Source organism: Achromobacter sp. Marseille-Q4954 (genome assembly GCF_943737025.1).
Classification (GTDB): domain Bacteria; phylum Pseudomonadota; class Gammaproteobacteria; order Burkholderiales; family Burkholderiaceae_B; genus Achromobacter; species Achromobacter bronchisepticus_A.
On sequence record NZ_CALSFQ010000001.1, the window covers coordinates 2339490 to 2357784 of the forward strand.

Here is an 18295-nt window from a genome sequence, read left to right on the forward strand (position 1 = left end):
GAGATCAATATGCTCGCAGTCTGCCAATTGCCCAGCCTGGCCGTGGGCGTACCCGACGTCTGCAAAACCCCGGTGCCGCCGGTGCCGCACATCGACACGGCGACGTCGTCCATGGGTATCCCCGTGGTCTGGAATGTATGGTTGATGGCCGCGCCCGTGCACAACATGGCCACGCTGATACCCGTCACGCTGGGCGATACCGCCGGCGTGGGCGGCGGCCTGATCTCGCAGACCTTCATGGGACAGTCGCGCTACATGACGGGCGCGTTCACTATGCTGGTGCGCGGCGCGCCCATCGTCCGCATGACCAGCCTGACCCTGCAGAACACCATCAATGCGCCCGGCGTCAAGGTGTACTCGCCCCAGCCCGTGATGGTCGTGCTGAAGGCCTGAACAGGCCGTCAGCGACTACAGCTCGCCGTAGGAGTGCAGCCCGGACAGGAACATGTTCACGCCCAGGAAGGCGAAGCCGGTGATCAGCAGGCCCATCAGCGCCCAATAGGCCGCCATGGTGCCGCGCAGGCCCTTGATCAGGCGCATGTGCAGCCAGGCCGCGTAGTTGAGCCAGACGATCAGCGCCCAGGTTTCCTTGGGGTCCCACTGCCAGTACGCGCCCCAGGCGTCGGCCGCCCACAACGCGCCCAGGATGGTGGCGACCGTGAAGAACGCGAAGCCGATCGCGATGGCGCGATACATGATGTCGTCCAGCACTTCCAGCGAGGGCAGCGCCGCTGCGATGCGGCGGCGTCCCAGCAGGATGGCGCCCACGATCACCGCGCCCACGCCGAAATACAGCATCCAGGTGGCCGACAGGCCGTCGGTGCGGAACACCATGGGCTCGGCGCACAACAGCACGCCCAGCACGAACAGCGGGGCCAGCTTGGCCCAGGACGTGGTCTGGCCGTGCTGCTTGACCAGGTAGGCAAAGCCCACCATGGCGGCCAGCGAGAAGGTGCCGTAGCCGATGAAGTTGGCGGGCACGTGCAGTTTCATCCACCAGCTCTTGAGCGCCGGCACCAGCGGCTGGATCTGCCCGGCATCGCGCGTGAACGAATACCACAGCAGGAACACCACGGCCGACGTCACCACCAGCATCACGAAGCCGCCCAGCGCGCGCGTGGCGTACTTGCGTTCGTAGTAGAGGTAGAACAGCGCCGTGATCAGCGCAAACAGCACGAATACTTCATACAGGTTGCTGACCGGGATGTGGCCCAGGTCCGGGCCCATCAGGTGTCCTTCGCGCCAGCGCACCAAAAGGCCCGTGACGCCGGCGAACACCGCGCCCCAGCTCAACGCCGTGCCCAGCCAGGCGGCCGTGGGGCTGAAGAAGCCGATCCAGTAGCAGACCATGGCCAGCGCGAACAGCGCGCACATCCACAGGATGGCGGATTGCGAGGAGAACAGGTACTTCAGGAAGAACACCTGCTCGGCGCGGGCCAGGTCGTTGCCGTACAGCATCAGCGCCAGTCCGGCCGCGATGGCACAGGCGACCATCAGGTGGCGCAGCGGACGCCACAACCAGCCCATCCAGGCCAGCACCGGCACGGTGCCGCACAGGATGATCTTCTCGTAATAGTCCATCGCGTTGCTGTAGCGGGTCAGCGCGAAGCCCGCACCCACTGCCAGCAACAAAAAGAAGACGACGTCGGTCCAGTCAGGCCTGCCGCGCTGGGCGCGGCCATCGCCGGTTTCGGACAAGGCGTCCTGCCAGAGCTGGTCCGGCGAGGCTGCCAGCGACTGCGGCGAGGAGGGATGCGTGGTGGTCGTAGTGGACATAGGAAACCTTAAGACCTCTTCTGGCGCAGCAGCGCCTGCTTGAAGCGTTCAAACTCCTGGTTGAAGTCGAGTGTACGCTTCTGGGACGTCATGGCCGCCAGGACGCTGCTGCCGCCGCCTTGCGGCTTGATCCAGATCCAGATGCGGCGGTCTCGAATATAGAACATCGAGAACACGCCCAGGACCAGCAGCAGGCTGCCCAGATAGACGGTGTTCTTGCCGGGCGTACGGCTGACCTGGAACACGCTGGCCTGCACGTGCTTGAAGTCCGCCAGCGACAGGAACACCGGCGCCGGATAGACGGTCAGGTCCGACAGCGCGGCCACGGACAGGCGCGACCAGACGGCGGCGCGTTCGGCCTCCGGGCCCTCGGTGGCCACGGGCGGCAGGCCGGCGCGCTCGCGCTCGATGGCGCGCAGTTCGTTCATGCTGGCGCCGATCAGGCGGATCACCACGTCGGCTGCCCGTTCCAGGTCCTGCGGCGGCGTATTGGCCTGCAGGAACGCCGCCACGGCTTGCAAGCCGCCGGAGGAGAAGGTTTCCAGGGCGCGCTCGGCGGCCGTCTGTAGCGGCTGGCGATCCGTCCCCGCAGGGCTGTTGCGTTCCGCGAAGCGGCGCGCGGCTTCCTGGCGCGCCGCGGGGTCGGCCAGCGTCGCGCGCAGGCGCATGAATTCGGCGATCGAGCTGTCGTCGTCGGCCGGAATGCGCAGGTAGCGGAACGGCTCGGAGGCGTTGTTGCGCACCCCGGCCAGGAACACGGCGGCGCCGTCCAGCTCGACGGGCAGCATGTAATTCTGGAATTCGTGGGCCTGGCCGGCGTCATCGATCAGCTTGTACTCAACGCTGGGGCCGACGTTGCGCAGGTTTTCGTTCTTTTTGCCCGCGGCGCTGCCGGATACCGACGCGACATGGTCGGCGAAGCTCTGGTTGCCGCCCTTGGGCGCGCCCCCGGTCAGATCCTCGACGTTGATGGGCCGCAGGGCCGTAATCTCGATGCCCATGCTGCGCGCGCCGCGGGCAGTGTGAGCGGTTACTTCGCTGGTCTTGCCCACCGTGCCGTCAACCGCGAAGGTAGCGGCGTCAGATCCTACTAGCGGGTAGCCTTTCAGCGTCACCGCGCTGCCGCCATCGTCAAAACTGGACTGGTAGACCGTCATGCCCTTGAAGCGCAGCGGCTCGTTGACCTCGATGGTGGAGTCGAAACTCTTGCCGGTGTCCGGGTCGGTGACCTCGACCTCGCTGGCGAAGCGGCTAGGCATGCCGGTGGAGTAATAGTCGACCACGAACTTCTTGAGCTTCAGCGTGAAGGGCATGGGCTGCACCAGGGCGCCGTCGCCCACCATCACGACCGCCGTGCTGGCCTGACCGCCCTCCGGGACCAGCACGCTGGCGCGGAAACTCGGGTTGTCGACCGACAGGCGGCCGCTTTCCGGCACTTCCGAGATCAGCATGTTCTCGACGATGGGCTTCTTGCCGCCGAACATGACCTGCAGGCGCACCGGCAACTCGCTGTCCAGCAAGCCGCCGATACAGATGATGACCATGGCCGCGTGGGCGAACACATAGCCCAGGCGGTTGGCGCTGCCTTTCTTGGCCGCCAGCAGCACGCCGTCCGCGTCCTGGCGTTCGCGTACGGCATAGCCCAGCCGGCCCAGCAGGGATTTGAGGCCCGCGGCCGTCTGCGGCACGTCGGTGGGTTCTTCGGTTTCCACCCGGTGCGGGAAGGCGCGCAGGCTGCTGGCGCGCACGTGCTCGCGGAACGAACGGGCATCGCGCAGCATCTTGGGCGCGTTGCGGATCAGGCAGACCGAGGTCGACACGACCAGGAACCCCATGATCAGCAGGAACCACCAGCTGTTGTAGACGTGCCAGATGGAGAATTTGTCGAACACTTCGAACCAGAACGGCCCGAACTGGTCGATGTAATTGTTGGACGAGCGGTTCTGCTGCAAGACCGTTCCCACCAGGCTCGCCACGCAGATGAACATCAGCAGGCTGACGGCGAAACGCATCGAGCCCAGCAATTCGAAGAAATCGCCGGGCAGGCTGCGCAGGGAAGGACGGGAGTGTGTACGGGTCGAATTCATGAAAAAAGGGGGGCCGCGCTATCGGCTACCCCCCTCATAGACAACGCGCGGCGGAACCAGGTTCCGCTGCGCTGAGTTTGCAGAACGCGGACCAGCCGCGCGCGTGGCTGGCTGGCGCCTACCGCAGACCGGCGGCGTAGTCCGACACGGCCTTGATGTCGGCGTCCGACATGCGGTCCGCGATCGCGAACATGACGTCGTTCTTGCGGTCGCCGCTGCGGAACAGCTTCAGCTGCTCTTCAATGTACATGGGGAACTGGCCCGACAACCGGGGGTACTGGCTGGGAATGCCCGCGCCATTGGCAGAATGGCACGAGGCGCAGGCCGGAACCTTGCGATCCGGCAAACCGCCGCGCCAGATCTTTTGACCCAGATCAACCAGCTTCTCCTGGCCGGCCGTGGCGGGTTCCTTCAGCGGCTGCTGCGCCAGGTACAGCGCGATGTTCTGCATGTCGGCGGGCGTCAGGTTCTGCGCCATGGCCGTCATCGGGGTGGGATTGCCGCCCGCGCCATTGCGCACCGGCAGCTTGGCGCCAGGCTTGATCTGGAAGTCCGCCAATTGCTTGGCCAGGTACTCGTGGGACTGCGCGGCCAGATTGGGGTTCACCGGGATGGTGCTATTGCCCGCCGCGCCATGACAGGACGCACAGGCGATGATGCCCCTGGCCGCATCACCCTGGTCAAACAGCTGTCCGCCCTTGGCGGCATCTGGTTTTACCGGGCCCGCGGCGCCTTCGGCGGCGAAACTCGTAGTAGATAAGGCGGAGGCGCCGAGCAACAGCCCGCTCGCAACCAACATCCGGGACAGCACACGCTTCATGAAGACCTCGACGATCGCATCGATCAAGGCGCAAAAAGGCGCCCACGCCTGCCCGCACACCCTGGAATACCGTATCGAACCTGTTTTGCCTTCCTGCCTGCGATGTTGCTGCGAGCTTGCCGGATAAAGCGATCAGCAAGCCAAACAGTAAGCAAAAAAGACGGCTCCGCGCACGGGGACCACTGTTGCAAACGCCGGATTATACAATAGGGCTCGAAACCAACCGTATCCAAAGCCACCCGTGTCCCTCCTACATCGCGCCTCTTTCCTCACTTCCGCGGCTCGCCTCGACCAGTTGCCGGCCGCCGGCGCTCCCGAGGTCTGCTTTGTCGGCCGCTCCAACGCCGGCAAATCCACGGCCATCAACGTGCTGTGCAACCAGCGTCGTCTTGCCTTCTCCAGCAAGACGCCGGGCCGCACGCGCTTGATCAACATGTTCGGCTTGCCCGACCCCCTGGATCCGGAAGGCCACATCGGTTATCTCGTCGACCTGCCCGGCTACGGCTACGCCTCCGTGGCCCGCAACGAAAAGGAAAAGTGGGCCGACATCCTGGGCGGCTACCTGCGTGACCGCGAATCGCTGGTCGGCATCGTGCTGCTCATCGACATCCGCCGCGGCGTCACCGAACTGGACCGCCGCCTCGCCAACTTCATCGCCCCCACCGGACGCCCGGTGCTGGCGCTGCTGACCAAGGCCGACAAGCTGCCCTACGGCCAGCGCATGCGCACCGTGTTCTCCGTGCGCAAGGACCTGGCCGACATCGGCGCCTTGCACACCATCCCCTTCTCGGCGCCCGAACGCATCGGCCTGGAAGAGGCCGGCGCGCATATAGAAAACTGGATTTCACCCAAGGTCGTACCATGAACCCGCAGATCATCTCCCCTGAATTCCCGGTATCCCGCCCGCGCCGCCTGCGCCGCGACGACTTCACCCGCCGCCTGGTGCGCGAGAACGCCCTGACGGTCAACGATCTGATCTACCCCGTGTTCGTGGCCGAAGGCACCGGCCTGCAACAGGCCGTGCCGTCGCTGCCGGGCGTGGTCCGCTATTCGCTGGACACGCTGCTGCCGGTGGCCCGCGAATGCGTGGAACTCGGCATTCCCGTGCTGGCGCTGTTCCCCGCCATCGACCCCTCGCTCAAGACGCCCGACGGCATCGAAGCCACCAACCCGAACGGCCTGATCCCGCGCGTGGTGCGTGAACTGAAGAAGCAGGTCCCCGAACTCGGCATTCTGTGCGACGTGGCGCTGGACCCCTACACCAGCCACGGCCAGGACGGCGTCATCGACGACAACGGCTACGTCATCAACGAAGCCACCGTCGAAATCCTGGTCAAGCAGGCGCTCACGCAAGCCGAGGCCGGCGTCGACATGGTCGCCCCCAGCGACATGATGGACGGCCGCATCGGCGCCGTGCGCCGCGCGCTGGAAGCCAACGGCCACATCCACACGCAGATCATGGCCTACTCCGCCAAGTACGCCAGCGCCTTCTACGGCCCGTTCCGCGACGCCGTGGGCTCGGCCACCAACCTGGGCAAGTCCAACAAGATGGCTTACCAGATGGATCCGGGCAACCTCGACGAAGCCCTGCGCGAAGTCGCGGCCGACCTGCAGGAAGGCGCCGACATGGTCATGGTCAAGCCCGGCATGCCCTACCTGGACGTGCTGCGCCGGGTCAAGGACACGTTCCGCGTGCCTACCTTCGCCTACCAGGTCAGCGGCGAGTACGCCATGATCAAGGCCGCCGCCGCCAACGGCTGGCTGGACCACGACAAGGTCATGATGGAAGCGCTCCTGGCGTTCAAACGCGCCGGCGCCGACGGCATCCTGACGTACTTCGCGGTCGAAGCCGCGAAGCTGCTGAAGAGCCAGCGTTAAGCGCTTGCGGCATCGCCGGCCGGGCCTGTACCGGCCGGCCGCGACGCTTGCCGCGGATCAGGTCTTGGCGGCCGCATTGCGGCCCGCCGCCGGCGCCCCGCGCCGCAATCCCAGCCAGGTTCCCCCCAGCACGCAGGCCAGCCCCGCGACGTGCGTGGGCGTGACGTGCTCATCCAGGAACAGGGCCGCGAACAGCAGGCCGAAGATCGGCAGCCAGTTCACGAACAAGGCGGCGCGGCTGATGCCCAGCCGCGCAATGCCGGCATTCCAGACGATGTTGCTGACGCCTGAGGCGATCACCGCCGAAAACAGCAGCACCAGCCACGGCCACCACGTCATCTGCCAGGTATCGCCCTGGTAGGACGCGGGCGTCAGCGCCGCGTGCACCACCAGCATCAGGCCACCGGCCAGGTACATGTACCAGAGCATGCCCAGCGGATCCATGCTGCGCGACATGCGCTGGATCACCAGCCCACCGCAGACGAACACCAGCACCGCCACGAACACGATGGCATCGCCCCAGCCCGTCAGGCCGATCCGCGCGCCGCTGCCGACCACCACCATGCCCACGCCCAAGAGGCCCAGCAAGGCGCCGGAAATACGCACCAGCGTCAGCCTCTCGCGATAGAAGATGGCTGCCAGCAGCGCCGACAGCAAAGGGCTGGTCGCCATGATCAGCGTGCCGTTCGCGGCCGAGGACACCCGCAGTCCCGTCACCAGCGCCATCTGGTGCGCATACACCACCAGGAAGCCCGCCAGCGCGACCCAGCCCAGCTCGGCGCGGCCCAGCCGCGGAATGCGGCCCCGGCGGGCCTTGATGATGAGGGTGACGGTGATGAACGCGATGACGATGCGCACGGCCGCCAGGGCCTGCACATCCATGTGCAGCGTCAGGTACTTGACCGAGACGATGTTCAGGCCCCAAGTGGCCATGACGAACATCAATTGAAGATAGATAAGACCGGTGCGGTCCTGGCTTGCATCAACTGTCGGGGACGTCACGGGCGCCGGCCTGGAAGGAAAATGGGACGCGCCGCCCACGCGGCGCCGCGGACATGGTATCGCGCCTGGGGCCTGGACTCAATGCGCGCCGAGATACGCCGCCCGTACGTTGGGGTCGCGCAGCAGTTCCGCGCCCGAGCCGCTCAACGTGATGCGTCCGGTCTCCAGCACATAGGCCCGGTCCGCCACGCCCAACGCCTGGTTGGCCATCTGCTCCACCAGCACGATGGTCAGCCCGTCGTCGCGCAGCTTGCAGATCGCCGCGAAGATGTCCTGCACGATCAAAGGCGCCAGCCCCAGCGAGGGTTCGTCCAGGCACAGCAGGCGCGGCTCGCTCATCAGGGCGCGCGCCATCGCCAGCATCTGCTGCTCGCCGCCCGACAAGGTGCCGGCCAGCTGCTCGCGCCGTTCGCGCAGCCGCGGGAACAGCCGGTAGCCACGCTCCACGCCTTCGGCCACTGCCGCGGGGTCCCTGCGCCGGATGTAGGCGCCCAGCACCAGGTTGTCGTAGACGGTCTGGTCCGCGAACACGCCGCGCCCCTCCGGCGACAGCGCCAGGCCCAGGCCCACGCGCTGATGCGCCGCGACCTGCGTGATGTCGCGCCCATCGAAGGTCACGCGTCCGCCCTGCAAGGGCTCCAGGCCCGCCACGCCCTTCAGCAAGGTGCTCTTGCCCGCGCCGTTGGCGCCGATGATGGTCACGATCTCGCCCGCGCGGATCTCCAGCGACACATCGCGCACCGCCTGGATGGCGCCATACGAAATCTGCACGGATTCTAGTTTCAGCATCGTCTTGCGGCCTGTTCCTATGCCTATGGCCTGGCCTCAGGCCATGCCGGTTCCCAGATACGCCTCGATCACGCGCTTGTCCGCCTGCACCTGGGCGGGCTTGCCCTCGGCGATCTTGATGCCGTAGTCCAGCACAATCACGTGATCGGAAATCGCCATCACCAGATCCATGTGGTGCTCGACCATCAGCAGCGTGATGCCGCAGGATGCGCCGATGCGCACCAGCAGCTCGCCCAGCTCCGCGGTCTCCTGCGGGTTCAGCCCAGCCGCCGGTTCGTCCAGCAGCAGCAGGGTCGGCTCCGTCGCCAATGCGCGCGCCAGTTCCACGCGCCGCTGCAGGCCATACGGCAGGCTGCCCGCCGGCGTGTCGGCCAGATGCTCCAGGCCCACCATGCGCACCAGCCGATAGGCGTGCTCGCGCGCGCGGCGCTCCTCGGCGCGTGCGCCCGGCAGACCCAGCAGCGATGCCCAGAAACCGTTCTTCATGCGGCTGTGGCGGCCCAGCAGCACGTTGTCCAGCACCGACAGCTCGCCGAACAAGCGCAGGTTCTGGAAGCTGCGGCCTATGCCCAGCTTGCAGATGACGTGCGGCCGCTCGCCCGCAATGTCCGTGCCCTGGAAGCGGACCACGCCCGCGTCCGGCAGCACCACGCCGCTGAGCATGTTGATAAGCGTGCTCTTGCCGGCGCCGTTCGGTCCGATCAGGGCGTGCACGTGGCCGCGCCGCAAGCAGAAGGAAATGTCCTGCGCCGGCTTCACCCCGCCATAGGCCTTGGACAGGCTCTCGACCACGAGCAGCAGCTCTTCCTGCGCCGCAACCGCCGGCTTGGCCATGGCCGGCGCCGCCGCCTCGCTGCCGCCGCCTTGCGGCCGCGCATCCGCGACCCGGCGCGCGCGGCGCGAGAACAGACCCATCACGCCGCCCGGCATGAAGTACAGCGCGAACAGCAGCAACGCGCCGTAGAAGAAATGCTGCACCGACGGCCAGCGCGCCAGCATCGCATCGATGATGGTCAGCGCTATCGCTCCCACGGCCGGCCCCGCCTTCGAGCCCGCCCCGCCGAACAGCACCAGCAGCAGAATGAAGATAGACAGATTGAAGCCGATGAAATCCGAGTTGATGTACTGGTTCTGCTGCGCCACCAGCGCGCCCGCGATGCCGCAGGTCACGGCCGCCACCACGAAGGCGATGACCTTGGCGCGATACACGCGCACCCCGACGGAAGACGAGGCGATCTCATCGGCCTGCACCGACAGCAATGCGCGTCCGAAGCGTCCGTCCAGCACGTTGCGCAGCAGCAGCTGCGTCGCCACGCACAGCACCAGCGCGAACCACACCCACTGTTGGTTGGTGAACGGGTTGCCGCCCCAGGTCAACGGCATGATGCCGAACAGGCCCGAAGGGCCGCCGAACACGTCCACCCATTCTGTGACGATCTTCTCCATGACGATGCCGAAAGCCAGCGTCACCATGGCCAGGTACGGCCCCTTAACGCGCAGCGACGGCAGGGCGATCAGCACGCCGAACACGCCGGCCACCACCGGCGCCGCGGCCAGGGCCAGCCACGGATCGACTTGCCAACGCGAGGTCAGCAAGGCCGCCGTATAGGCGCCGGCCGCAAACAAGCCTGCCTGGCCCAGCGACTTCTGTCCCGCATACCCCACCAGCACGTTCACGCCCGCCGCGCACAGGTAGTACACGCAAGCCATGAATACGATGCGCAGGTAGTAATCGTTGTCCACCAGGGCGGCGAATACGGCGAGCGCCGCCGCCAGCGCCACGGCGATCAGGGTCTGGCCGTGCCGCTTCATACCTTCTCCACCAGACGCTTGCCGAACAGGCCGGTGGGCTTGACTGCCAGCACCAGGATCACCAACCCGAAAATCGCCACTTCACGCCATTGCGACTGCCAGAGGTTCACATAGGACTCCAGCAGCCCCAGCACGAAGCCGCCCAGCACGCAGCCGCGCGGATTCGACAGGCCGCCTATCATCGCGCCGGAAAAGCCCTTCAGGCCGATGGCCAGGCCCATGAATATCGAAGCCGACGTGATCGGCGCGACCAGAAAACCCGCCAGGCCGGCCAGCGCCGAACTGGCGAAGAAGGCCCCGGTCATCACTGCGTTCACATTGATGCCCATCAGGTTGGCGACCGCGGGGTTGGCGGCCACGGCCCGCATCGCCTTGCCCAGCACCGTGCGGTTCATGACGCGGTCGAACAGCACCATCACCACCACCGCCACGGCGAGCAGCAGCAGTTCCTGGCTGCGCACCCCCGCGCCGAACACGCGGATCACCTCGTCGCCGAAGGGCGCCGGCACCGTGACCGGCGCGGGTCCCCAGACCGCGAACGCGGCGCTCTGCAGCAGGATGCCGAAGCCTAGCGTGCTCATGACCCAGGCCATGCCCGGGCGCGAGGCGAACGGCCGCACGCCGAACACGTACAGCAGCACGCCCAGCAAGCCCATCACCAGCACCGCCGCCAGCCCGGCCAGCAAGTACTCCCAACCACTCAGTTCCAGGCCTGTGAAGGCCGCGGTAGTGATCGGCTTGCCGGCAAACAGGAACAAGGCGCCTACCCCGATGAACGCACCCACGGACACGAATTCCCCGTGTCCGAAGTTGAGCGTGCGCGTGGTCGTGAACGTGATGCTGAAGCCCAGCGCCACCAACGCATACGCGCCCCCTACGGCTAGCCCGCTGACGAGCGCCTGCAACAATGTCGCCAACATGATGGCCCCTTATGCCTGTCGCTGTCCTGCTGCTACTTGGCGACGGCGACGGTCACGTCATCCGCGTAAGGCACCAGCTTGCCGTCCTGCCAGTGCGCCCACTTGTAGTCGCTTACCAGCAGCGCGTCATGCACCGTGGCCGAGAACGGCTTGGTGTAGGTCTTCATCGCGCCTTCGTAGGTGCCATCCAGGTTCTCCAGCGCCAGGCGCACCTTGTCGCCATCGGTGGAGTTCGCCTGCTTGATCGCCATGCCCAGCAGATTCATGCCGTCATAGGCATGCGCCAGAAAGCCGAACGCGGTGGGCGAGGTCATCTTGGCCGATACGCGGTCATACAGCTTCTGCTGCGCGGCCGTGCGGTTGTCGGTGATGGTGCGCAGGAAAAAAGGCTTTTCCGACAGCGTCTTGCCCGCCGTGTCGTAGAACGCGATGTTGTCCGCCGCCCACGAGGTCAGCGTCAGCGGGAACCAGTTGATCTTCTCCATGCTGCGGAACACGTGCGCGATCGGCGTGCTCTGCGCCCAGATCACCACCGTGTCCACGCCCGCCGCCTTCAGCTTGTTCAGCTGCGAGGTCATGTCGGTATCGGCCACGCCGAACTTCTCGACCGCGACGGCCTTGACGCCCTGCGCCGCGCCCACTTCCTCCAGGTCCTTGAGCGCGCTCTGGCCGTAGCCGGTCGTCTCGATCATGAAGCCCACGTTCTTGACCTTGGGATTCTTCTTCAGGTAGCCGATCACGCCATCGACCTGTTCGCGGTCCACCATGCCGACGCGGAACATGTAGTTGTCGGCGCCTGCGCGCATGGGCTTGGTGATGTCGGTGCCGGAACCGATGGCGCCCATGACGGGGATCTTCTTCTGGTTCGGGATGTGCTTCCAGGCGAGCGCGTTGCCCGAGTTGGTGGGGCCGACGATGGCCACGACCTTTTCGTTGTCGATCAGGTCCGTCATGTTCTGGATCGACTTCGGCGGCTGCGACAGGTCATCGCGCACCACCAGCACCAGCTTGCGTCCGAGCAGGCCGCCGTTGGCGTTGATGTCGTCGATGGCCGTGCGCAGGCCCAGCACCGCGGCCTGCCCGCTTTGCGCGGACGGCGAAGCCGACAGGTCGCCGTTAAAGCCGATCTTGATGTCCTGGGCGTAGGCCTGCGCGCCCACCGCCAGCGCGCACAAGGCAGCCGCCTTGGACAAGGTGGAAAAAATCCCCGTTGCTTTCATCGTTGTCTCCAGTGTTTTTCAGATGTGCTGCACGTCGATGATTCTTTTTTCTGTCCCTCGCCCGTGGAGCCTGGCGCTATACCGCGAGGTAGCCGCCATCCACCGGCAGGGACACGCCTGTCACGTACTGCGCCATCGGCGAAGCCAGGAACACGGCGGGGCCCACCAGGTCTTCGGGCTGTCCCACCCGTCCCAGCGGAATGCGCTGCATGAAGTTCGCCAGCCGGGCGGGATCGTCCCGCGTGTACTGCGTCATCGGCGTTTCGATGACACCTGGCGCAATGGCATTGACCCGTATGCCGTCGGGCGCGAGGTCGCGCGCCATGGCCTGCGTCATCATCTTTACACCGCCCTTGGACGGTGAATAGCCCAGGGTCGCGCCCACCCCGGCAAACGACGCGATCGAGCCGACGTTGATGATGACGCCGCGCGTGGCGCGCAACGCGCCCAGGAAGGCGTGGATCATGTTGAAGCTGCCGTTCAGGTTCACGTCCAGCACGCGACGCCAGTTCTCGGCGGCGCGCGGACTGTCTATGCCTTCGCGGATCAGGATGCCGGCGTTGTTGACCAGCGCGTCGATCGGCCCCACTTCCAGCTGCACCTGCGCCGCGATCGCCGTGCATGCCTCGGGGTCCGTCACGTCGAGCGCGTGGCTCCAGGCCTCTCCGCCCGCGGCGATGATGGCGCTTGCCGTCTGCATGGCGTTATCGGCCTGCACGTCGGTCGCCACCACGCGCGCGCCCGCAGCCGCCAGGCCCAGCGCCAATGCCCGTCCGTTGCCCTGCCCCGCTCCCGTCACCAGGGCAAGCTTGCCCTGCAGCAGCCCCGCCGTCGCGGCGCTCATGCGGCCGCCTGCGCGGAAGCGTCCGCGGCTTGCTCGCGCGCAGCGGCCTTGCCGGCGGCTGCAATGCTCTGGCCCGCGACGTAACCGAAGGTCAGCGCCGGACCCAAGGTGATGCCCGCGCCAGGGTAGTTGCCTCCCATGATGCTGCAGGCGTCGTTGCCCACGGCGTACAGGCCGGGTATGACCGCGCCCAGCTCGTTCAATGCGCGGCCCTGGCCATCGACCTTCAGGCCGGCGAAGGTGCCGATATCGCCGATCATGACCTTGATCGCGTAATACGGCCCTTTCACGATGGGCGCCACGCAGGGATTCGGGCCATGCAGCGCATCGCCTTGATAGCGGTTGTAGGCCTTGCTGCCCTTGCCGAATTGCGGATCACGGCCCAGCGCGGCCTCGCGGTTGTACGCTTCGACCGTCTGGCGCAGGCTGCCGGCATCGATGCCGGTCTTCTGCGCCAGCTCCGCCACCGACGCACCGCGAGTCAGATAGCCTGTGTCCAGGTAGCGCTTGATGGGCAACGGGAACGGCGCCACGCTGCCCAGGCCATATTTGCGCAGGGTCTTGTGATCGCAGATCAGCCAGGCGCAGGTCTCGCCCTGTCCCTCGCATGCGCGCACCATCTCCTGCACGAAGTCATGGTACGAACTGCCTTCGTTGGTGAAGCGGCGGCCATTGCGCGTGACGGCGATGACGCCCGGCTTGGCGCGGTCGATGAAGTGCGGCATGTAGCCCGGGCTGCCGTCCTTGCGTGTCACCACGGACACCGGCACCCATGCCGCGGCATTGGGCAGGGCGGTATTGACCTGCCCGCCCGCGCTCTCGGCCAGGCGCAGCCCGTCGCCGCTGTTGCCCGTGGGCGATGGCGAATAGTGTTCCGTGCCGTTGGGTGCGTGCGCATACAGCTGCTTGCGGCGTTCGATGTCATAGGGAAAGCCGCCGGAAGCCAGCACCACGGCGCGCGCGGCGCGCACGCGCACGGTCGCGCCATCGCGCTGCACCACCGCGCCGCGCACGGCGCCATCTTCGATGATGAGCGACCTGGCCGGCGCGTTCAGCCACAGAGGCACGCCCAGCTTGAACGCGGAGGCGGCCAGCCGGCCGGCCAACGCATTGCCGTTGGTCAGCGTCATGCCGCGGCCATGCTTGGCCACATCCAGGAAATGCCGGCTCAGGCGCTTGGCCACGTACCAGGCCGAGGCCAGCGAGCGCGTGACCCGCATGAAATGCACGATCTCCTTGCCCGAGCCCAGCATCATGCCGAACACGGTCAACTCGGGCAGCGCGGGCGCCAGGTCCCTGACGTGGGCGCCGAGCTTGCGGCCATCGTAGGGCCGCGCCACCATTGAACGTCCGCCCTGCTTTCCGCCGGGGGCTTCCGCGTGATAGTCGGGGAACACCAGCGGCATGTCGAACTGCACTTCGGTGTTCGACGTGAAGAAGTCGACAGCGCGCGGCCCCTGCTCCAGAAAGGCATCCACGCGTTCGGCGTTGTAGCTGTCGCCGGCTTCGTGACTCAGATAGGCGCGGCCTTCGTCCGGTGTTTCATGGATGCCCTGCACCTTGGCCAGCGAGGTGCCCGGTATCCACAGCCAGCCGCCGGAACGCGCGGTGGAGCCGCCAAAGCGCGGCTCTTTTTCAACGATAAGGACCTTCAGGCCTGACGTTGCCGCGGTGATTGCAGCTGCCATGCCCGACGCGCCCGACCCGACCACCAACACGTCGCAGTCGTATTGACGAGAATCTTCCACGTTGTCTCCATACCCTTGGGGCGGCTTGCTCCCGATCGCGAAACCAGGGCAGCCTTCTTATTCTTTGGACTGTAGAGAACGCATTTGATAATGTCAATATGGTTCACGATTAGCGAAAGTACTAACATAGGCAATCTCATTCGATAAAAGAAAATGGCCACCAGACCCAGCTCCGGCAAGCGCAATGCCGATCACGCTCCCGCCTCGCCGCCGCGCAGACGCGGCATCCAGTCCATCGAAGTCGGCGGCAAGATCCTGCTGGCGCTGCTGGAACACTCGTCTTCGCGACCGCTGGGCGCGCTGGCGAAGGCCGCCGGCATGTCGGGCGCCAACGCCCACGCCTATCTCGTCAGCTACGGCAATCTGGGCCTGGTCAGGCAGGACCCAAATACCGGCGAATACGAGTTGGGACCGCTCGCGCTGCAGCTGGGGCTGGCGGCGTTGCACCGGCTCGATCCCATCAAGATCGCCATCCCGATGACGCGCGAGTTCGCCGAAAGAACCGGACAGACCATCGCCATCGCAGTGCTGGGCAACCTGGGGCCAGTCATCGTGCATCTGCACGAATCCAACTACCCCATTCACGTCAACATGCGCACCGGCACGGTCATGTCGCTGACCAACACGGCAACGGGCAAGGTGTTCGCGGCGCTGCTGCCGCCCAAGAAGATAGAAAGCCTGCTGCACGAAGACCATCTGCGCCTGGGCGCAGTGCCTTCATTGGGCAAGACGGAGAAGTTCGAACGGACCCTGCGCGAAGTCCGCCAGCGCGGCGTCGCGCGCGCCATGGGCGATCCCATCCCCGGCATCAACGGCCTGAGCGCGCCGGTGTTCGACTCGAACGGCAACGTGGTGCTGGTGATCACCGCCATCGGCGCCGCCGGCGTGTTCGACGTACGCTGGACCAGTCCGCTGATCGATGACATCAAACGCTGTGCCGACGCCATCTCGGCTGAACTGGGCTGGCAGAACCGCGACGTGCGCGCGACGCGCCAGAGCTAGGACCGGCAACGCAATATCGCCACGCGGCAAAAGGCCGCTGCATGGATGCATCCGCGCAGCGGCCTTTGTGTATTTCGAGTCAGCCTTGCGGCAAGGCTGCGATGCTCAACGCAGCAACACCTTGTCCAGCGATTCGGTGAAGCGCTTGGCATCCTGGAAGCCCACCACGCGCGCCTCGGGCAGCTCCTTGCCGCCCGGCTCGAAGAACATGATGCCGGGTGGACCGAACAGGCGGAAGCGCTTGAGCAGCGCACGGTCATCGGCGTTGTTCGCGGTCACGTCGGCCTGCACCAGCAGCATGCCCGACATGCGCTGCGCGACGCCCGGATCGGTAAAGGTGAAGCGCTCCATCTCGCGGCACGACACGCACCAGTCGGCGTAGAAATCCAGCATCACCGGCTGACGACTTTGCGCCAGCAAGGCATCCAGTTCGGCGTTGTTGCGCACGCGCTGGAAATGCACTTCGCCGCTGCTGGCCGCCACGCCTGCGGGCGCATCGGCGCGCGCCGCAAGGTGCGACAGCGGCTGCAGCACGTCGCGTCCGCCGCTGGCCGCGCCGATCAGCCAGGCCGCAGCCGCCAGCGCCAGCAACAGGCCTACGCCCTTGCCGAACATGCGCGCGGCGCCCGCGCCATCGGGCAAGGCATCGAACGCCCGCAGCATCACCGCAGCAACCACAGCCAGGAAAGCCCAGCCCGTCATCTGCACCCAGGTCGGCACCACAGGGATCAGCATCCACCAGGCGGTCCCCAGCAAGAGCATGCCGAACAATCGCTTCACGCCGTCCATCCAGGGACCCGCCTTGGGCAGCAAGGCGCCCGAGGACGCGCCCACGATCAAGAGCGGCACGCCCATGCCCCAGGCCATTGCGAAGAGCGCCGACCCGCCCAGCACCACGTCCCCGGTCTGCGAGATGTACAGCAGTGCGCCCGCCAACGGCGCGGCCACGCAAGGGCCGACGATCAGCGCCGACAGCGCGCCCATCACCAGCGCGCCGGTGTAGCGCCCGCCCGGAATGCGCGCAGAGCGTTGCGACAGCCAGCCCTGGATGCCTGCAGGCATCTGGAACGTAAAGGCATCGAACATGGCCAGCGCCAACACGGCCAACAGGATGGCAAACAGCGTCAGGATCCAAGGCGTCTGCAGCCAGGCCGCGAGTCCCGCTCCGCTCAGTCCGGCCGCCACGCCCAACGCGGTATAGACCACGGACATGCCCAGCACGTAGGTCGCGGCCAGGGCCAGACCGCGACCGCGCGACGGCCTGGCCTGCGCGGCGCCGCCCAACACGATGGAGGACAGGATGGGGATCATGGGCAACACGCAGGGCGTGAAAGCCAGCAGCAACCCCAGCACCAGGAACACGCCGGCGGTCTTCACCCAACCCAGGCCGCCCAAGGCGTCGGCCAGGCCGGTGTCGCCGGCATTGACCAGCGCGCCAAGGCCGCCGGATGCGCCGGATGCGGCTGCGGAAATACCTCCCGGTCCGGCCAGCGCATAACCGCCAGCCACTGGCGTGAGCTTCACGCTGCTATCCATGGGCGGATAGCACAGCCCCGCATCGGCGCAGCCTTGCGCGGTCAGGGTCAGGGTGAAGGGCTGTCCGCCCGCGGCCACCGGCACGCGGATCGCCACGTCCTGGTGGAAGACCTCCATGTCCTTCTCGAAGGTCGGGTCGTACTTGACCTCGCCCTTGGGATAGACGGCCTCGCCCAGCTTGGCCGCGCCGATGGGACTGATGGTGATGCCAAAGCGCTCGCGGTACATGTAGTAGCCGGGTGCGACGCGGTAGCGCAGTTCCAGCATTTCAGGCGCCACCATCTCGGCGCTGAATACGAAGGCCTTCTCGGGCTCCAGGAACTCGGCCTCGGCGCGCGCGGCAGCCTGCCAGCCCAACAACAGCAGCATCATGGCCAACAGGGCCAACCACTGCCTGAAGAAGGCGCGCGACGCGCGGGACTCGCGCCGGAGCGCGCCGATACCGACTAGTTGCAACATCAGTCTCTCTTGTTCTGCGTGACGGCCGTCTGTTCACGCACCCAATCCAGATAGGGCGCCGCGCCGCCGATGACGGGCAGCACGATGATCTCGGGCACATCGTAGGGATGCATCTGCGCCAGGGCCTGCACTACAGCCTCGTGGCGCGCGTATGTGGTCTTGATGTGGATGGGGATTTCTTCCGCCCCTTCGACCTCTCCTTTCCACATGTAGATGGACAGGCCCGGCGCGCCAAGGTTCACGCAGGCGGCCAATCCGTCTTCGACCAGGACATGCGCAATCCGCTTGGCCAGCAGCAGGTCGGGCGCATTGCTGATGACCAGCACAACGTCGTCATCTCGCAACATGGAGGCTCCTCGGAATACCCGTATGGGATGTAACTCGGGGTATTTTATCGGTATT

At 66.3% G+C, this 18295-nt stretch carries 17 protein-coding genes; 5 read left to right on the forward strand and 12 right to left on the reverse strand.

Going from position 1 to position 18295, the window contains the following annotated elements; all coding sequences use genetic code 11:
* The first annotated feature begins 9 nt into the window (after window positions 1–9).
* Entirely contained in the window at window positions 10–393 is a 384-nt protein-coding gene (locus tag NGK62_RS10950; protein ID WP_059379414.1) for a DUF4150 domain-containing protein, read from the forward strand.
* A gap of 15 nt (window positions 394–408) precedes the next feature.
* Here NGK62_RS10950 and ccsB read toward each other — a convergent pair whose 3' ends face one another.
* The 3 genes from ccsB to NGK62_RS10965 all read right to left on the reverse strand — a co-directional run bounded on the left by ccsB (window position 409) and on the right by NGK62_RS10965 (window position 4683).
* On the reverse strand, window positions 409–1776 hold the full coding sequence (gene ccsB, locus NGK62_RS10955; RefSeq protein ID WP_059379413.1) for a c-type cytochrome biogenesis protein CcsB: 1368 nt from the start codon (window positions 1774–1776) through the stop codon (window positions 409–411).
* 8 nt (window positions 1777–1784) lie between these two features.
* Window positions 1785–3863, reverse strand: coding sequence for a cytochrome c biogenesis protein ResB (locus NGK62_RS10960; RefSeq protein ID WP_187523987.1), 2079 nt, complete (start codon window positions 3861–3863; stop codon window positions 1785–1787).
* Between the two features lie 118 nt (window positions 3864–3981).
* Window positions 3982–4683, reverse strand: coding sequence for a c-type cytochrome (locus tag NGK62_RS10965; protein ID WP_041656906.1), 702 nt, complete (start codon window positions 4681–4683; stop codon window positions 3982–3984).
* Here NGK62_RS10965 and NGK62_RS32350 point away from each other — a divergent pair.
* The 3 genes from NGK62_RS32350 to hemB all read left to right on the forward strand — a co-directional run bounded on the left by NGK62_RS32350 (window position 4682) and on the right by hemB (window position 6561).
* Complete coding sequence (locus NGK62_RS32350) at window positions 4682–4810, forward strand: hypothetical protein (protein WP_255509206.1); 129 nt, start codon at window positions 4682–4684, stop codon at window positions 4808–4810. The genes NGK62_RS10965 and NGK62_RS32350 overlap by 2 nt on opposite strands.
* A 114-nt stretch (window positions 4811–4924) precedes the next feature.
* Complete coding sequence (gene yihA, locus NGK62_RS10970; protein ID WP_008169015.1) at window positions 4925–5548, forward strand: ribosome biogenesis GTP-binding protein YihA/YsxC; 624 nt, start codon at window positions 4925–4927, stop codon at window positions 5546–5548.
* Window positions 5545–6561 carry a porphobilinogen synthase gene (hemB, locus tag NGK62_RS10975; protein ID WP_059379411.1) on the forward strand — a complete coding sequence of 339 codons (1017 nt, stop codon included), beginning with the start codon at window positions 5545–5547 and terminating at the stop codon, window positions 6559–6561. The genes yihA and hemB overlap by 4 nt, the downstream gene beginning before the upstream one ends.
* Before the next feature lie 57 nt (window positions 6562–6618).
* Here hemB and NGK62_RS10980 read toward each other — a convergent pair whose 3' ends face one another.
* The 7 genes from NGK62_RS10980 to NGK62_RS11010 form a co-directional block, all read right to left on the reverse strand.
* Window positions 6619–7503, reverse strand: coding sequence for a DMT family transporter (locus NGK62_RS10980; protein WP_251879564.1), 885 nt, complete (start codon window positions 7501–7503; stop codon window positions 6619–6621).
* A gap of 138 nt (window positions 7504–7641) precedes the next feature.
* The gene (locus NGK62_RS10985) at window positions 7642–8352 is read right to left on the reverse strand and encodes an ABC transporter ATP-binding protein (RefSeq protein WP_054457241.1); all 711 of its coding nucleotides are present in this window, start codon (window positions 8350–8352) and stop codon (window positions 7642–7644) included.
* Window positions 8353–8388: 36 nt separating this feature from the next.
* Entirely contained in the window at window positions 8389–10164 is a 1776-nt protein-coding gene (locus NGK62_RS10990) for a branched-chain amino acid ABC transporter ATP-binding protein/permease (protein WP_251878339.1), read from the reverse strand.
* On the reverse strand, window positions 10161–11084 hold the full coding sequence (locus NGK62_RS10995) for a branched-chain amino acid ABC transporter permease (protein WP_059379409.1): 924 nt from the start codon (window positions 11082–11084) through the stop codon (window positions 10161–10163). Before NGK62_RS10995 ends, NGK62_RS10990 begins: the two co-directional genes overlap by 4 nt.
* 32 nt (window positions 11085–11116) lie before the next feature.
* On the reverse strand, window positions 11117–12304 hold the full coding sequence (locus tag NGK62_RS11000; RefSeq protein WP_251878341.1) for an ABC transporter substrate-binding protein: 1188 nt from the start codon (window positions 12302–12304) through the stop codon (window positions 11117–11119).
* Window positions 12305–12380: 76 nt separating this feature from the next.
* Window positions 12381–13148, reverse strand: coding sequence for an SDR family NAD(P)-dependent oxidoreductase (locus tag NGK62_RS11005; RefSeq protein ID WP_251878343.1), 768 nt, complete (start codon window positions 13146–13148; stop codon window positions 12381–12383).
* Window positions 13145–14896: an FAD-dependent oxidoreductase gene (locus tag NGK62_RS11010; RefSeq protein WP_286012360.1), complete on the reverse strand. Its 1752-nt coding sequence runs from the start codon at window positions 14894–14896 to the stop codon at window positions 13145–13147. Before NGK62_RS11010 ends, NGK62_RS11005 begins: the two co-directional genes overlap by 4 nt.
* A 153-nt stretch (window positions 14897–15049) precedes the next feature.
* Here NGK62_RS11010 and NGK62_RS11015 point away from each other — a divergent pair, with 153 nt between their 5' ends.
* Complete coding sequence (locus tag NGK62_RS11015; protein ID WP_251878345.1) at window positions 15050–15898, forward strand: IclR family transcriptional regulator; 849 nt, start codon at window positions 15050–15052, stop codon at window positions 15896–15898.
* 105 nt (window positions 15899–16003) lie between these two features.
* On the opposite strand, the gene dsbD is transcribed toward NGK62_RS11015, so the two are convergent.
* Both dsbD and cutA read right to left on the reverse strand, forming a co-directional pair.
* Window positions 16004–17893, reverse strand: coding sequence for a protein-disulfide reductase DsbD (dsbD, locus tag NGK62_RS11020; RefSeq protein ID WP_502802958.1), 1890 nt, complete (start codon window positions 17891–17893; stop codon window positions 16004–16006).
* Entirely contained in the window at window positions 17893–18240 is a 348-nt protein-coding gene (gene cutA / locus NGK62_RS11025; protein ID WP_059379404.1) for a divalent-cation tolerance protein CutA, read from the reverse strand. The genes dsbD and cutA overlap by 1 nt, the downstream gene beginning before the upstream one ends.
* Window positions 18241–18295: the final 55 nt, after the last annotated feature.

Coding starts and splice junctions, on each gene's coding strand:
- NGK62_RS10950 (WP_059379414.1), top strand. CDS start 10: ATGCTCGCAGTCTGCCAATTGCCCAGCCTGGCCGTGGGCGTACCCGAC.
- ccsB (WP_059379413.1), bottom strand. CDS start 1,776: ATGTCCACTACGACCACCACGCATCCCTCCTCGCCGCAGTCGCTGGCA.
- NGK62_RS10960 (WP_187523987.1), bottom strand. CDS start 3,863: ATGAATTCGACCCGTACACACTCCCGTCCTTCCCTGCGCAGCCTGCCC.
- NGK62_RS32350 (WP_255509206.1), top strand. CDS start 4,682: ATGAAGACCTCGACGATCGCATCGATCAAGGCGCAAAAAGGCGCCCAC.
- NGK62_RS10965 (WP_041656906.1), bottom strand. CDS start 4,683: ATGAAGCGTGTGCTGTCCCGGATGTTGGTTGCGAGCGGGCTGTTGCTC.
- hemB (WP_059379411.1), top strand. CDS start 5,545: ATGAACCCGCAGATCATCTCCCCTGAATTCCCGGTATCCCGCCCGCGC.
- NGK62_RS10980 (WP_251879564.1), bottom strand. CDS start 7,503: ATGTTCGTCATGGCCACTTGGGGCCTGAACATCGTCTCGGTCAAGTAC.
- NGK62_RS10985 (WP_054457241.1), bottom strand. CDS start 8,352: ATGCTGAAACTAGAATCCGTGCAGATTTCGTATGGCGCCATCCAGGCG.
- NGK62_RS10990 (WP_251878339.1), bottom strand. CDS start 10,164: ATGAAGCGGCACGGCCAGACCCTGATCGCCGTGGCGCTGGCGGCGGCG.
- NGK62_RS10995 (WP_059379409.1), bottom strand. CDS start 11,084: ATGTTGGCGACATTGTTGCAGGCGCTCGTCAGCGGGCTAGCCGTAGGG.
- NGK62_RS11000 (WP_251878341.1), bottom strand. CDS start 12,304: ATGAAAGCAACGGGGATTTTTTCCACCTTGTCCAAGGCGGCTGCCTTG.
- NGK62_RS11005 (WP_251878343.1), bottom strand. CDS start 13,148: ATGAGCGCCGCGACGGCGGGGCTGCTGCAGGGCAAGCTTGCCCTGGTG.
- NGK62_RS11015 (WP_251878345.1), top strand. CDS start 15,050: ATGGCCACCAGACCCAGCTCCGGCAAGCGCAATGCCGATCACGCTCCC.
- dsbD (WP_502802958.1), bottom strand. CDS start 17,893: ATGTTGCAACTAGTCGGTATCGGCGCGCTCCGGCGCGAGTCCCGCGCG.
- cutA (WP_059379404.1), bottom strand. CDS start 18,240: ATGTTGCGAGATGACGACGTTGTGCTGGTCATCAGCAATGCGCCCGAC.